Raw genomic sequence first — 14,663 nt, 5'->3', positions numbered from 1 at the left:
TACAGGAATAATCATACTAAAAATATGCTGAATTTGCAAATGGTAGAGCAGTTTTTCTATGATTTTTTTGTTTGCTTGAGCTGATCTTGAAAAAACTGAATCGCTTCTTCTTTATCTTGACTGATTTGAGCCGTCAGCTCCTGGATTCCGTTAAATTTTCGTTCACTGCGAATGCGCTTGAACCATTGTAATTTAATCGGCTGGCCATATATTTCTTCGTTAAAATCAAAAAGGTTTACTTCAATGGCCGGCTGATCAGGACGTTTTTCATAAAATGTTGGTTTATAGCCGACATTACAAACGCCGTCATATACTTTACCTTTTACTTCTGCTCTTACTGCATATACCCCTGTTGGCGGAATAATGTATTCAGCAGATAAGCCGACATTAGCTGTCGGAAATCCGATCGTCCGTCCGCGTTTGTCTCCATGGATGACAATGCCGCGAAGCTGATAAGGTTTTCCTAAAAGCTCGCTCACATATTCAACATCCCCATTTTTTAATGCGGAACGGATGAGAGTGGAACTGACTTTTCGGTCTTGATTGGACAGCTTAGGTACGATGGTTGCATTGATACGGCCTTTTCCGTATTCATCGAACGTTTCCATTGTGCCTGCACCAAAACGGCCAAACGTAAAATCAAACCCCGCTACTGCGTGCTTCACATTCAATTCATCCAAATATTGATCCACAAACTCTTGAGGAGATAGAGCTGCAAAGCTCTCGCTGAATTGTACGATGTATAAATAGTCAGCGCCCAGCTGTTCGATAAAATCAATTTTATCCTCAAGCGGTGTAATTAAGTCTTTTGGTTCCCGTGCCTTTTGCAAAACATGTGATGGATGCGGATGAAAGGTCATGACTGCTAAGGCCAATCCTTCTTTTTTCGCAATGCTTTTCGCTTCGTCAATGACTTTTTGATGCCCGAGGTGAACACCGTCAAAGTACCCTAAAGCCATGACAGACGGGACTTGATCCTTTTGATTCAATGTATGTGGGTGTGAAATATGTATAGTCTTCACGAGATGTCACCTTTTCTTTAAGATTGCTTGTCCTGAGATAAGATTTTCGCCGGCTTCATCAGGTTCTGTTTGGTCGGGTGCTTCATATATATTGCCAGACAACGACCTGAAGGAGCAAATACAGCGACACGATCCTCCTCTGCGAAATGAGCAAATTCATCAGGCATTGGCAGGACTGCACCGTTTTCCACTTTACTTGCTAATGTATCATTTATCTCCCATTTCGGCAAATGATTGAGCGCGCGCTCGATCGGGACAAGGTGCTCATCTACAGTTCCTTCCTCGCTTATATCTCGCAGCTCATCCAGCGTAATACATTCATCAAGTGTAAAATCACCAGACCCTGTACGAATAAGATGTGACATGTGGGCTGGAAACCCTAGTTTCTTCCCGATATCAACCGCTAAGGTCCTCACATACGTTCCCTTTGAGCATAGAACAGTAAACCTAAATGACACGCTGCCATCCTCATATGTGACAGGTGTAGTCCGCTCGATACGGTGAATAGTAATTTCTCGGCTTGGCCGCTCAATTTCGATGCCCTCTCTTGCATACTCATAGAGCTTTTTCCCGCCAATTTTCACAGCAGAAAACATGGGAGGAATTTGTTCAATGGTTCCTTCAAACTGATTCAGCGCCGCATCAATTTCTTTTTCTGAGATCGGTTTTTCCACCTTTTTTTCTTCTACGATCTCACCTGTTTGGTCTTCTGTTGTTGTAGAAAAGCCAATCGTGATTTCTGCATCGTATGTTTTCGATTTATCTGTTAAGTATTCTACAATCTTCGTTGCTCTTCCGATACAAATAGGCAGAACACCTGAAACCTCTGGGTCGAGGGTGCCTGTATGGCCGACTTTTTTTGTGTGTAAAATTTTTCTTACTTTAAACACACAGTCGTGTGAGGTCATGCCTCTTTCTTTATGTAATAAAAGAACACCATTTATCATCTGCGTTCTCTCCTTTCATAAACGATGAAAAAGGACAGACGATCATCGCCTATCCTTATTTCAACGTCTTATTCGTGATCTTTTGTGTTTAACTCAGCAATCAGGCTTTCAATTCGGTTTCCGTAGTCTACGGATTCGTCGAATTCAAAATGCAGTTCTGGTGTTTTGCGAAGTCTGATTCGATTGCCAATTTCAGAGCGGATATACCCTTTAGCCTTTGCAAGACCTTTTAAGGTTTCCTCTCTTTTCTTCTCGTCGCCAAGAACAGAAATGTAGACTTTGGCAATTTGCAAATCACCGGATACTTCGACATCGGTTACAGTCAAAAAGCCGATTCTTGGATCTTTTAGCTTTCTGCCTAAGATGTCGCCCAATTCTTTTTTCATTTGCTCACCCACACGGGTTGCTCTCATACTCATGATCTTATCACCTCTAATTAAAACCACTCAGTTTTCGTGATCGTTCGTTCAATTTCAGGAAAAGAATCGATAAAGCCTAATACACGCTGAAGCTTCTTTTCCACTTGAACCCGAGATGAGGAAATCACGGCGATTCCAATTGATGTACGCTGCCATGTATCCTGGTAATCCATTTCAGCAATGGTTACATTGAATTTATGACGCGTTCTTGTCAAAATACGCTGAAGAACCGCACGTTTTTCCTTCAGTGAGGATGCATCATAGATCATGCACTCACATTCGGTATAACCGATCATTTTCTTTCGATTTCTTGCATAACGAATGATTCCATGACATCACCTTCACGGATATCATTGTATTTCTTAATGGTAATACCACATTCATAGCCTTGTGAAACTTCTTTCACATCATCTTTAAATCGTTTTAACACGTCAACTTCGCCTTCAAAAATAACGACGCCGTCACGGATTAAGCGGATTCCGCTATCTCTTGTAATCGTTCCTTCAGTTACATAGCCGCCAGCAATTGTACCGATTTTAGATACTTTGAACGTTTGACGAACTTCAACTTGACCGATGACTTTTTCTTCATATTCAGGGTCAAGCATTCCTTTCATCGCAGCTTCAATTTCATCGATGACTTTATAAATAATGCGGTGCAAGCGGATATCAACGTTCTCAGTCTCAGCTGTGCTCTTCGCATTTCCATCAGGACGTACGTTAAAGCCAATCACGATGGCATTAGAAGCACTTGCTAAAATGATGTCTGATTCTGTAATCGCTCCAACACCCGTATGGATGATTTTCACTTTTACGCCTTCGACTTCTATTTTTTGAAGAGCTGCTGTTAATGCTTCAGCAGAGCCTTGTACGTCTGCTTTCACGATCAAGTTGATATCTTTTACGTCACCTTGTTTGATTTGCTCAAATAGGTCGTCTAGAGATAATTTTGCTTTATCTGAACGCTGTTCGTCCAGCTGTTTAGAAGCACGCGCCTCACCGACTTGACGAGCTGTTTTTTCATCTTTGAATACGAGGAACTGATCCCCTGCATTCGGTACATCGTTTAAACCAGTGATTTCAACAGGTGTAGATGGTCCTGCTGTTTTCACGCGGCGGCCGATGTCATTGACCATTGCACGTACACGGCCAAATGTATTTCCGACAACGATTGGGTCACCTACTTGAAGTGTACCTGTTTGAACAAGAAGGGTTGCAACAGAACCTCTTCCTTTATCAAGCTCAGCCTCGATGACAGTCCCTTTTGCCGCACGATTTGGGTTGGCTTTCAGTTCTGCAACTTCGCTGACAAGAAGGATCATTTCGATCAATTCGTCGATGCCTTCACCTGTTTTCGCAGATAGTGGAACGAAAATGGTTTCGCCGCCCCAAGCTTCTGGTACAAGACCATGCTCAGTTAATTCCTGCATCACGCGGTCAGGGTTCGCTGTTGGTTTGTCAATTTTGTTCACAGCGACAATGATTGGCACTTCTGCCGCTTTCGCATGGTTAATCGCTTCAATTGTTTGCGGCATGACGCCATCATCTGCTGCAACGACTAGAATTGTTGTATCCGTTACTTCGGCACCACGTGCACGCATCGTTGTAAATGCTGCGTGTCCAGGTGTATCAAGGAACGTAATTTTTTTGCCATTTTCTTCGATTTGGTATGCACCGATATGCTGCGTGATTCCACCTGCTTCGCCTTCGACGACTTTTGTCTTACGGATGCTGTCAAGAAGAGTTGTTTTCCCGTGGTCAACGTGTCCCATGATCGTTACAACTGGAGGGCGTACTTGCATATCTTCTTCTTTATCTTCAACTTCATACTTTTCAAGTTCAGTTTCTTCTAAAATGATGACTTCCTCAACTGGAACACCATATTCAGAAGCGATTAATTCAACTGTATCTTTATCAAGTTCTTGGTTGATTGTTGCCATGACACCAAGCATCATCAGCTTTTTAATGATTTCAGCTGATTCTTTTCCAAGCTCATCAGCCAGCTGGCCGACAGTCATTGAATTTGTAAATTCAATTTTTTCAGGAAGCTCTTTTTTAGGCTTCACAGGTCTAGCTTGCTGATGCTGCGGTTTGTTATTTCCACCGCGTTTGTTTTTGTTTTTATTTTGGTTGTTGTTTTTTTTGTTTTTATTAAATTGATTATTCTGCACGTCATTCTTCTTTCTATCATTGTTTTTGTTAGATGATTGTTTTTTTTGTTCTGCGGGTTTCTCGTTAGCTGTCTCTTTTGCTTTGGCTTTTTTATAGATAGCGTCTAGCTTTTTCACAGTGTCGTCTTCAAGCGTCGCCATGTGGTTGTTCACTTCCACGTTCATATCCTTAAGCGCTGCTATAATATCTTTACTTGAAACATCTATGGCTTTTGCGTATTCATATACTCTCACTTTAGCCATTCGTTCACCCCCAAATAAATTAATCGAGCAAGCTTATGAGCTTCTTAGCGAAGCCTTGGTCAGTGACAGCGACAACTACGCGAGCTTCTTTCCCAATAGAACGTCCGAGAACGGAACGGTCTTCAACTTTTCTAACCGGAACATTATAAAATTTGCATTTGTCAGATACCTTTTTCTCTGTGTTAGATGAGGCATCTGCTGCAAGAAGAACCAGCTTAGCACGCGCATGTCTAATTTCTTTGATCACCAGATCTTCTCCTGACACGACTTTACGAGCTCGATTTGCTAGACCAAGCAAAGGATACCATTCAGATTCATTCATTAGGTTTTTTCACCTTTTCAGCTAGTTCTAGTAATTCTTCAAATATGTGTTCGTCAATCTGTGTCTGAAATTGCTGCTGTAAACTGCGTTTGTTCTTTGCCGCAAGAATAGTTTCTTTATCGAGAGAAAGGTAAGCTCCGCGTCCGTTCATTTTTCCGGTAGCGTCAACAGACACTTCTCCTTCTTTAGAACGAACAACACGGATCAGTTCTTTCTTTGGTTTCATTTCTCCCGTCACGACGCATTTTCTAAGCGGGATTTTTTTTCGGCTTTTCACCTTTAATATCACCTCTTATTCGTCAGATTCCTCAGCTACTGGTTCAGCCTCTAAGAAAAGAGATTCAGAGTCTTCAGTTCTTGGGAAAATACCGAGTTCCCTTGCATCTGTTTCGCTTTTAATGTCGATTTTCCAGCTGGTCAGCTTCGCTGCAAGGCGGGCATTTTGACCTCTTTTACCAATCGCTAATGACAGCTGATAATCAGGGACAATAACTGTTGTCGCCTTGTCTTCTTCATTCACAATGACATCAAGTACTTTTGATGGACTCAGCGCATTGGCAACAAATTCAACCGGGTCATTAGACCAATGAACAATGTCAATCTTTTCGCCTTTTAGCTCGTTGACAATTGCTTGTACACGCTGGCCCTTTGGACCAACACAGGAGCCAACTGGATCAACATCAGGATCATCTGTACGAACAGATATTTTAGAACGGTCCCCAGCTTCTCTAGCAACCGATTTAAGCTCTACAGTACCATCATAAATTTCTGGCACTTCAATTTCAAATAAACGCTTTAAAAGACCTGGATGTGTTCTAGACACATAAATTTGTGGTCCTTTTGTTGTTTTTTCTACTTTTGTAATGAACACTTTAATGCGGTCATGCGGTTTGTATTCTTCATTTGGCATTTGTTCATTGACAGGAAGAAGGGCTTCAATTTTGCCAAGTGACACGTAAATAAATTTACTGTCAATCCGCTGAACGATTCCCGTCATAATGTCTTCCTCGCGGTCGATGAACTCAGTGTAGATCACACCACGCTCTGCTTCTCTCACACGCTGCGTCACAACTTGTTTCGCTGTCTGAGCTGCAATACGTCCAAAGTCTTTTGGTGTGACTTCAATCTCAACGACGTCACCAACCATGTAATTCGGGTTAATATTGGCTGCATCATCTACAGAGATTTCAAGGCGAGAATCATACACTTCATCTACAACATCTTTTCTTGCGAACACACGAATCGTTCCCGTTTCGCGGTTTAAATCAACACGAACATTTTGTGCTTGATTAAAATTACGCTTATATGCAGAAATGAGTGCAGCTTCTATCGCTTCAATTATAATTTCTTTACTAATACCCTTCTCTTTCTCAAGAACAGTCAGGGCATCTAACAACTCACTACTCATTTTTATGGTTCCCCCTTATATCAATGAAAAGGTTAATTGAACGAAACTGCTAATCTTGCGTTAGCTATTTTCTCGTATGGAATATTGATCTCTTTCTTTCTTGTCTTGATCTTCACTGTCACTGTTGCAATCTCACCATCAAAGCTTGTAAGCTCACCTTCAAATGCTTTTTCACCATCAATTGGTTCATATGTTTTCATGAAAACATTTTTTCCAAGTGCTTTTTCAAAATCAGCTTTTTTCTTTAATGGGCGCTCCGCTCCAGGAGAGGACACTTCAAGAAAGTAGTTTTGGCTAATCGGATCTGCCTCATCAAGCTTTTCGCTCAAGGCTTCGCTCACTTTGGCACACTCTTCGATATCGACACCTTTATCAGAGTCAATAAACACGCGAAGGAACCAGTTTTGACCCTCTTTGACAAATTCAACATCAACGAGTTCAAGCTGTAAGCCATCTAAAATTGGCTGCACCATTTCGCTTACGACATCCACTACTTTTTTGCTCATTCTCTTCCTCCTTGTGCTTTCGATAAACGCTCTTATCAATCATTCTGCATAAAAACCCTGCTTTATGTGAGCAGGGGGAGCAGAAAACGGATGAATAATGTCGAGACAAAAATTGCCTGTTCAATACAAAAGAGCGGGTTTCCCCACTCTTGTCTCGGTAATCGTTAGCATTTCCATAAAAACTATACCATATCCAATTTTTTTATGCAAATGAAGTTCCTCCTTATAATAGGTACTCGCTCATCGATTAATGCAGCATGTTCAGTACCATTAATACCTCTCTCTTCCTTTATATATAAACGGAAAGCCACTATGAACAGAGCGGACTGATAATAATGCACCTGAATACAATGAGCGAACAACAGAGCTCCCTGTGAAAGAAAGTAACATCTACACTAAGTCATCTCTAATTCCAAAAAACTTTGTATGACACAGTATGGTTATTCATATAGAAGCAAAGAGTGTATCAGTAAACAGCCTTCACTTTCCACTTTCTCAACCCCCCTAATGGATAAGTACTTCAACGTTAAAGAAATAAGCAGTTCAATTTTAATCACCCTGCCTTTCTCCTTCACTTCAGAGAAACGCGTTCTCATTTTTAGGGAATCGCAATTTAAAAATCATTCATATTGAACTCTCCGAAGAGCAGGCAGAGACTAAACGGATAACCTTCATATTATACATAGAGAAAGAATCATGTTTATATGGAATGAATGTATCCAGACTGTTTAATCAGCCATGCATGTAAAAGTAAAGGTGTCTTCTGTGCTGAACTGCTATATTCATCTGGAACCTGCCTTAAGGTGTGCTGTAAATTTTCATTTCCTATTAACGATAAAAATTCCATACTAAATGGGCTGAATCCTCCAATTATAGAAGTACCAATCTTATACTTTACATCTTTTCTAGGTTGGGTAATATAGGTGAGTAACTGCTCGAACTCAGATAATGTCAATGAGGCGTGATATTGATCATATAAATACAGTTCTTCTTCTTTGTTCTGAACTGAACTCATTCCACTTTCTATACTATCTCGATTTAAATCAACTATATAAATAATAGATTCATTTGATAAATAAGGAAGGAACTGTTCTAATAATGCTACAGGATCTTCAAATAGCCCAAAACACAGATGTATTAAAATCGCATCATAACTTTTCGCATGTGATGAAAAATTTTCGATATCTGTACAAATAAAATTAGCTTTTATATTCAATTGATTTGCACAATGTATGGCTTCCTCTGATGAATCAATTCCTGTCAAATCAGCTAGAGGTAATTGCTTAGATAAATACTCAAGCATCTGCCCTTGTCCACATCCTATATCTAAAATAGAGGCAGGCTTTTTTTTGAATGTTAGTTGATAATAAGAAATGAAAGTTTCAGCTGATAGACATCGAGTAAATGGCGTTTCTCGATTATCATAATTTGAACTTATTTTTCTTTTTTCTGGATCCAAAAACCATGACTGAGCCAGCGCTCTTTTTCCTTTAAGCTCTTTCATCTTTTCTAGTATTATCACAGGGTTTACCACCTTTATAAAAGCCTCACCAATCAGTTTCAGATAATACGGGAGGTTTCGTTTTGAAGTTGTTTATTTTGAGAGGTTGAAAAAAATGAATGAACAGATTATGTGAAATATGAAATGCTATCGCTGCTAGAATACCAAATGTTAAGTATGAAATAACTGTGATGAATGTAAAAAGCGACATATAAGCAATAGACTTAACACCGCCTATTGGTATATGCAGCAAGATAAATCCTATTGAACTGATACAAATCGATACCGCCACAGATTCCACAGAATTTGTTAGTAATAATAACGGAAGAAAGAACCGCCAAATCAATTCTTCTGATAGAGCAGTTAATGGAAGAAAAAAGATTGAATCAACATTGACAGCATATCTGCCTCTTAATGCAACAACTTTGTTTTTTAATTTCCATAGAACTGACGGTATTAGGACACCTAATAAAAAGAAGAATAAAATACCATACACATTTTTATTATTAGAAATTTCAACTAAGAGCTCTTGAGAAAATGCTCCACAGCATATAGAAGCTCCGATTATCGTGAATCCATCATAGCTCCTCTGAGGAGTGATATATGTTATTAACTTTCGATCGGATATTGGTTTATCTCTCTTGATTTTGATAACCATTTTAGAGCTTAAGGGACCCAAAAAGTGAATGAGGATCCCTAAAGCTGCTACCATTGAAATCATCTATTTAAGTACCCGCAATCAATGTATAAATTGGAGCGTCATCTACTCCATTAAATCCACCGATCAGTTCCATTAACTCATCATCGATAAACCCTCCGAATGGTCGGCTATTAATCTTCTGTGCAGTAGATAGCAAAATCATATTTTGCATGACATGTCCTGCCTCCATAAAAACGAAGCGATAAGAACGATGTCCATACTTAAATCGAGAACGCCAAAAATTCGCTGAAATGACTACAGCAAATGTAAAATCTTGAACGGATTCTTCTTGTAACATTATTTTCTCAAATTCTTTTTCAGAGTAATCACCCATTTTAGTCAATCCTTTTCTATACGGATCGAAATGATAAATACCTTTGTCTAAAGAATCCACTTTGTTGGCTACAATAAATAGATCTAGAGGATAAAGTGCCCCGCCAGATGGTATAGGGCGTCTAGGTCCTTCTTTACGCTCTACCAATCCATAACTCTTCTGTAAAACTGTTGAGAGTTGTTCTAATGAAACACTCCCCCCGCTAAAATAATCTGCACTTTTTCGTTCCTGAATGACATCGTCTAAAGATATATTTGTATTTAATGGTTTAGGTAGTAAAATTAAAGGCAGGTCGTCAAATCTTTTACTTGCATGTGTAGCAATCTTTTGCAAAGTTTGAGATCGCAGCAGCCCTGCAACACCAGGTGCGTCCCATGCCATTGAACCCCTATAGATTTTTGTTGCCTCAAACCAATTTTCAGAAGGATCATCAAACCGTAATGCTTCGTTTCCATACACAACATCAGCCAAATTAGTAGCATGTCTTTCAATACTATTCATATATTTAATCACCTTTCTACGATATTAAGGAAATGGATGCGGAATTGGATTCAGTTCTTCTAACTTAAAAGGTTTATCTACTAAACCTAAATGATAAGAATGCTTTAAAATTCGTTCTCCGCCCAACATTCTACCTCTATAAAGAACATCAATCGGTTTATATCCAGGAATAATTGATTTTACGACATAGGCACCAGCATCTTTTATATCAGGGCTGGTTAAATCAAAAGTTGCCACATGATATCCTTGTTTTGATAAATGACTGACAAGGTTAGTCCATAAAATGTCTGGAGAACGATCATCAAACGGTGCATAGTCTTTAACGTCCACTAATTTCTCACTCGCTGTTAAAAAATCAGCTTCTTTCACAATAGCTGTTCCCGCATAGAGTTTAATATGATCTTCAAAACTGTTAATATCTCGATGATAATCTACATCCACTAAGGCGTTCCCTAATCGTTGTTCTGTTTTTACCCAAGTTCTTGTATACATTCCCTCTATTGCAGCTTTCTCACATGCTCTTTCAATTGAATGAGCAGAGGCCGCGCCAATAGCAAATGGAGCTAAATCTGTATGAGGATTTCTTATCACTGCCAAAATAGTAGGAACACCAGAAAAAATGCTCATGTCTACTAAATGCAAATCAAGAGAAGTAGGTTTAATATATCTTTCATAGAAGTGTTTTAATCTAGGTGAGGTATTAATATCGATCTGCGGTAAACTTAACTTATTGTACCAAGTAAGCATAAATGCATCTCTTTCAATTGTTTCAAATAAACCTGAGATTGCCGCTTCTTGATATGTAATACCACAAGCTAGTCCATTACTAGTTGCATGACCAATATTGGGGTCTCCTGGCCACTCAGTATAGTTTGCAATATGAATTAATTGAGCAGGCGTCCAAACTTCTTCATTATTTTCAGCAATATGACCTTTTCTCCACCATAATTTTGTATCTTCATTCCATCTATCATGAGGAAAATTCGGGTCTTCATATTGAGTGACAGCATACATCTCCCACTTATCAAAGCCAATTACTGATTTGCCTTCATTGATTAAGTCCTTTTGAGTACCAAAACATACAACATCAGAGTTTAAAGGTAAATAAGCGGCACTATATCTTTCCACCGTTTCACCTATAGCTGCTAATCTGGCTGCAGCTGGATTAGCAGATCCTCCCCCATTATAAGAATTAGACGGTACCCCAAATAAAATATTGCTGTCTGTACCATGCGCTCCATATGAATGACCCCATATATCATCAACGTCTCTGAGTTTTCTATACTCTCTACGGACTATCCCAACATAAGGATCTGCCAATTGGTCGAGTATTTCCCATGACTCTTCTAACGTTGTCCATTTATTAGCCATAATTAATTATTCACCTCACCATGAAACCAAACTTGAGGAAAACCTGTATCTGCAGCTGGGGAACACTTCGGGCATCTAGGTACTCTATAGACACGATGATGATTAAATGAGACACCTTTATCATCTAAATTAATTGTTGTAAATCCACCTGGTATTGCACTTGGTGCGTAATCTTTTAGTGTGAGCCATTCTAAAATTAAATTACTTGCAATTCCGATTTGAACTAAATGAATCGGCATATGATAAACCGGTTTCTTTTCAGGATTTATAGGCTTTATTTTCATTAAGTCTGAACGCAATACTTCGTCAGAAAAGTTTGCTGACTTTCGAAGGTTATAGCAATGTAAACAAGCTGATTGATGTGGTATGAAAAATGGACCTACCCAAGATGTCTGTCCATCATATGGCACAATGCTCAACCAAGGTATGTGGTCTTCTAATGCTAGATCATTTATTTCTTCAAAAATCGGGTCTAAATGAGAGTTGCCAATAGCAACCCTGATATCCGGCTGCTTATTTAATTCTCCTTTAAGCACTACATGTAGCCCTGCCTCTTGCAAATGACGAATAAATTCAGCAGCAACTGGATTATGATCTCGCGTAATAACTTCAACAATTCCTGTTTTTAAACGATCTAGTATATCTTCAACCAATACTTGTCCACCGGCTCTTTCATAAGACAAAAGCGCCGTCAAATCAAAGTTCATATCCGTCTTAACACACATTCCGTTTGTAACTAAAAATTCGAGGACATGTTTTAATTGATCACTCTCTACTTCGAAATTCTCCTCTAGTTCTTTAATCGAAACCCCATTATCTTCCGTGAGATAATTAGAAATTTCTTGAATAAATTCAATAATTCCGTCACCTTCAATTTTGGTGACAGTTTGCGCTTTTAAACCAATCAAACTGTCTTCTAGTTTACCTAGCGTAATGTGTGGTGCTAATTTATACCTCGTCATTTCTTGGTCTTTGACAAACATATATTATTCCTCCTTTAAGAATAATTAATTTGTATTTTAGATAATTGGGCCCGAGTTGGGGGGTGACCAATTATTTGTTCAAGCGTGTTCGTAAATGGCTGTAATTGTTTTGAAGAAGAAGCTTCTTGAAAACCGACTAACCATTCTAATACGTCTAAAGGCATATTGTTCTGGGACAATATTGATATGACCTCTTCTTTACTTTTACAATATAATTCAATTTTCATATTTAAATCCTCTTCAAAAATATCCTTCAGCCTACTCATACTTACTAACTCTGGTCCTGTTAAATCATATGCCTTTCCAGCACGATTCCTAACATCTTTTTTAGGGATTAAACATGCCTTTACAACATCTTTTGTATTGATCCAATTAACTCCCTCGGGAGAAAATGCAGTTATTAATTTACCAGTAGCACCTGCCCATCCTCTATAAAGTTCTATATTGATATCAAGCGGTGAAGTCCTATAAAGTATGCTATTCTGATAGATTTTCAATAATTCACTTTCAAGAGAACCTAGTTCATCCTCAACAGTATGCCTTCTATTAGATAAAATAATCGTTTCCGTTTGAAAATCAGTATTATTTATAAAGTATTCTTTGTCATAACTAACAGCCCCGCCCAAATCGATTATTTGAGCAGGATAGTCTTCATACTCAACTTTCATCTTCTCTAAATAGGCTTTGATTGGTTCTCTAATACCGACATAATGAATACTCATAAAGAGCCCCCTCTTTCCCGATCACATTGGGATAAAATGGTTAAAATCTAAGTGAATCAACTTATAATAGAAAAAGTAATCTTCTATTCGAGTTCTTCATAACATAGTAACCTCAACTTTTTTCATACATTTAATTAACTTAATATCTAAATACCCAAAATATTTGATCCAAAATAACGCCGCCCTTCAATCAAAAAAACAACATTAAGACCATATAAACCCTTTAAATACACAAAATTTTAAATATAGTATTATTTTCCATAGTCATATTAAACCACACTTTTTCAGGGTTATCAACGAACTTTTCAGAAAATATAAAACTTTCACACTTAATCATTGACAAATAAAGACTTATGAACCATCATATGTAATATATCAACTACATATCTATGTTGATAAATTTTAAATAAGGAGGTCTAAAGATGACTAAAATTACAATCCCAACTGCTTTGGCCGCTAAGGTACATGGGGAAGGTCAACATTTATTCGAACCAATGGCTGCGCGCTGCACTTGCACAACAATCATCTCAAGTTCTTCAACTTTCTAATCAACTTTAGTTTTTCGACATATCATTGAAAAGATCGCTCGCCCACCTAGCAAAGAAGACTTAGCTGGTGGGTGGGCATCTTTTATTTGAAAATAGAAGTTCTCCACATTTATTTTGCTTAACGAAAACCTTGCATTAAACTTTCATATCATGTTAATGGGGCAGCAAGAGATAGTGAATAAAACAAAAATAAAAGGCTATTGAGATTTTTCTCAATAGCCCCTGCTGTATTAAATATCGATTACTTCCACACCGCTTAAATCTGCCCCTTCTCCTTCTAAAATATGATAAGTCATTTTATCCATTGTCGCTCCAATAAAGTTTAATTTTTTAATCGTACATGATTTAAAATTAACATTGATTAATTTAGAATTCTCAAAAGAAATGTTTTTAAAATAACAATTTTCAAATAAAACATTGATTAAAGATGATTCATCCATACTAATGTTGGGTAAATGACAGCCATATAAGGATGAATTCGTTATCTCACAATGTTCAAAATGAGATTGAGTCAAATCACTCTTTTCAAAGGTAGTTGAGGAAATTTTAGAATGGCTAATATTAACTTTTCTCAGATAACACCCATTAAAATCTGAATGACTCATTACTTTTTGTACAATCGATAGTCCCTTAAAATCGCACAACTTATATTTAACATTTATAAATGTTAACCATTCTAAATCAGCATTAACAAATATTTTTTTCACGTGCTCTACGCGGTTATGATCATCAATTACTAATGTATGATTATCAATGCTTATTTCGCCTGATTTCAGCTTTTCAATAAGCATATCCTGAACCTCTGCATCTTTTAATCCATCATTTTCGAGTTTTAATTTAACATTTCCAAGCAGCTCTAATAATTCTTTTTTCTTTTCTTCATATGTTTTGTCTTTTTTATATGGGCGAAAACAACTTTCAACATACAGTTCTAACTCTTCACTTAACATTGCCTCACTCCTTTTT

Annotated in this window: 16 protein-coding genes; all 16 read right to left on the bottom strand. The window is 38.0% G+C overall.

Features of this window, described 5'->3' with window-relative positions; translation table 11 throughout:
* Positions 1-56: 56 nt before the first annotated feature.
* Positions 57-1,022 (bottom strand): bifunctional riboflavin kinase/FAD synthetase, encoded by a 966-nt coding sequence (ribF, locus tag MHB69_RS08015; RefSeq protein ID WP_034281843.1) that lies wholly within the window; start codon positions 1,020-1,022, stop codon positions 57-59.
* A gap of 17 nt (positions 1,023-1,039) precedes the next feature.
* Positions 1,040-1,969 carry a tRNA pseudouridine(55) synthase TruB gene (truB, locus tag MHB69_RS08010; RefSeq protein WP_342496136.1) on the bottom strand — a complete coding sequence of 310 codons (930 nt, stop codon included), beginning with the start codon at positions 1,967-1,969 and terminating at the stop codon, positions 1,040-1,042.
* Positions 1,970-2,037: 68 nt separating this feature from the next.
* On the bottom strand, positions 2,038-2,388 hold the full coding sequence (gene rbfA, locus MHB69_RS08005) for a 30S ribosome-binding factor RbfA (protein ID WP_007499525.1): 351 nt from the start codon (positions 2,386-2,388) through the stop codon (positions 2,038-2,040).
* Positions 2,389-2,405: 17 nt separating this feature from the next.
* On the bottom strand, positions 2,406-2,684 hold the full coding sequence (locus MHB69_RS08000) for a DUF503 domain-containing protein (protein ID WP_342496135.1): 279 nt from the start codon (positions 2,682-2,684) through the stop codon (positions 2,406-2,408).
* On the bottom strand, positions 2,681-4,801 hold the full coding sequence (gene infB / locus MHB69_RS07995) for a translation initiation factor IF-2 (RefSeq protein ID WP_034281840.1): 2,121 nt from the start codon (positions 4,799-4,801) through the stop codon (positions 2,681-2,683). Before infB ends, MHB69_RS08000 begins: the two co-directional genes overlap by 4 nt.
* 19 nt (positions 4,802-4,820) lie before the next feature.
* The gene (locus tag MHB69_RS07990; RefSeq protein WP_024424138.1) at positions 4,821-5,123 is read right to left on the bottom strand and encodes a YlxQ family RNA-binding protein; all 303 of its coding nucleotides are present in this window, start codon (positions 5,121-5,123) and stop codon (positions 4,821-4,823) included.
* Complete coding sequence (locus MHB69_RS07985; protein ID WP_024424139.1) at positions 5,116-5,400, bottom strand: YlxR family protein; 285 nt, start codon at positions 5,398-5,400, stop codon at positions 5,116-5,118. The genes MHB69_RS07990 and MHB69_RS07985 overlap by 8 nt, the downstream gene beginning before the upstream one ends.
* Positions 5,401-5,415: 15 nt before the next feature.
* On the bottom strand, positions 5,416-6,531 hold the full coding sequence (gene nusA / locus MHB69_RS07980; protein WP_024424140.1) for a transcription termination factor NusA: 1,116 nt from the start codon (positions 6,529-6,531) through the stop codon (positions 5,416-5,418).
* Between the two features lie 32 nt (positions 6,532-6,563).
* Positions 6,564-7,037 carry a ribosome maturation factor RimP gene (gene rimP, locus MHB69_RS07975; protein WP_003211398.1) on the bottom strand — a complete coding sequence of 158 codons (474 nt, stop codon included), beginning with the start codon at positions 7,035-7,037 and terminating at the stop codon, positions 6,564-6,566.
* Positions 7,038-7,737: 700 nt separating this feature from the next.
* Positions 7,738-8,559, bottom strand: a complete 822-nt coding sequence (locus MHB69_RS07970; RefSeq protein WP_131631251.1) for a class I SAM-dependent methyltransferase — start codon at positions 8,557-8,559, stop codon at positions 7,738-7,740.
* 25 nt (positions 8,560-8,584) lie between these two features.
* Positions 8,585-9,259 carry a CPBP family intramembrane glutamic endopeptidase gene (locus tag MHB69_RS07965; protein ID WP_342496134.1) on the bottom strand — a complete coding sequence of 225 codons (675 nt, stop codon included), beginning with the start codon at positions 9,257-9,259 and terminating at the stop codon, positions 8,585-8,587.
* Between the two features lie 4 nt (positions 9,260-9,263).
* Positions 9,264-10,073 (bottom strand): SagB/ThcOx family dehydrogenase, encoded by an 810-nt coding sequence (locus tag MHB69_RS07960; RefSeq protein WP_342496133.1) that lies wholly within the window; start codon positions 10,071-10,073, stop codon positions 9,264-9,266.
* Positions 10,074-10,097: 24 nt separating this feature from the next.
* Entirely contained in the window at positions 10,098-11,444 is a 1,347-nt protein-coding gene (locus MHB69_RS07955) for a YcaO-like family protein (RefSeq protein WP_034623592.1), read from the bottom strand.
* A gap of 2 nt (positions 11,445-11,446) precedes the next feature.
* A complete protein-coding gene (locus MHB69_RS07950) occupies positions 11,447-12,427 on the bottom strand; it encodes a TOMM precursor leader peptide-binding protein (RefSeq protein ID WP_034281831.1) in 981 nt (326 codons plus the stop codon).
* A 14-nt stretch (positions 12,428-12,441) separates the two neighbouring features.
* Positions 12,442-13,149: a protein involved in maturation gene (locus MHB69_RS07945; protein WP_046310966.1), complete on the bottom strand. Its 708-nt coding sequence runs from the start codon at positions 13,147-13,149 to the stop codon at positions 12,442-12,444.
* A gap of 778 nt (positions 13,150-13,927) precedes the next feature.
* Complete coding sequence (locus MHB69_RS07940) at positions 13,928-14,647, bottom strand: pentapeptide repeat-containing protein (RefSeq protein WP_252050433.1); 720 nt, start codon at positions 14,645-14,647, stop codon at positions 13,928-13,930.
* Positions 14,648-14,663: the final 16 nt, after the last annotated feature.

This window comes from Bacillus sp. FSL K6-0994 (assembly GCF_038630815.1).
Lineage (GTDB): Bacteria > Bacillota > Bacilli > Bacillales > Bacillaceae > Bacillus > Bacillus safensis.
Note: the sequence above shows the minus strand (reverse complement) of the source record. Positions and strands in the feature narration are given on the sequence as shown.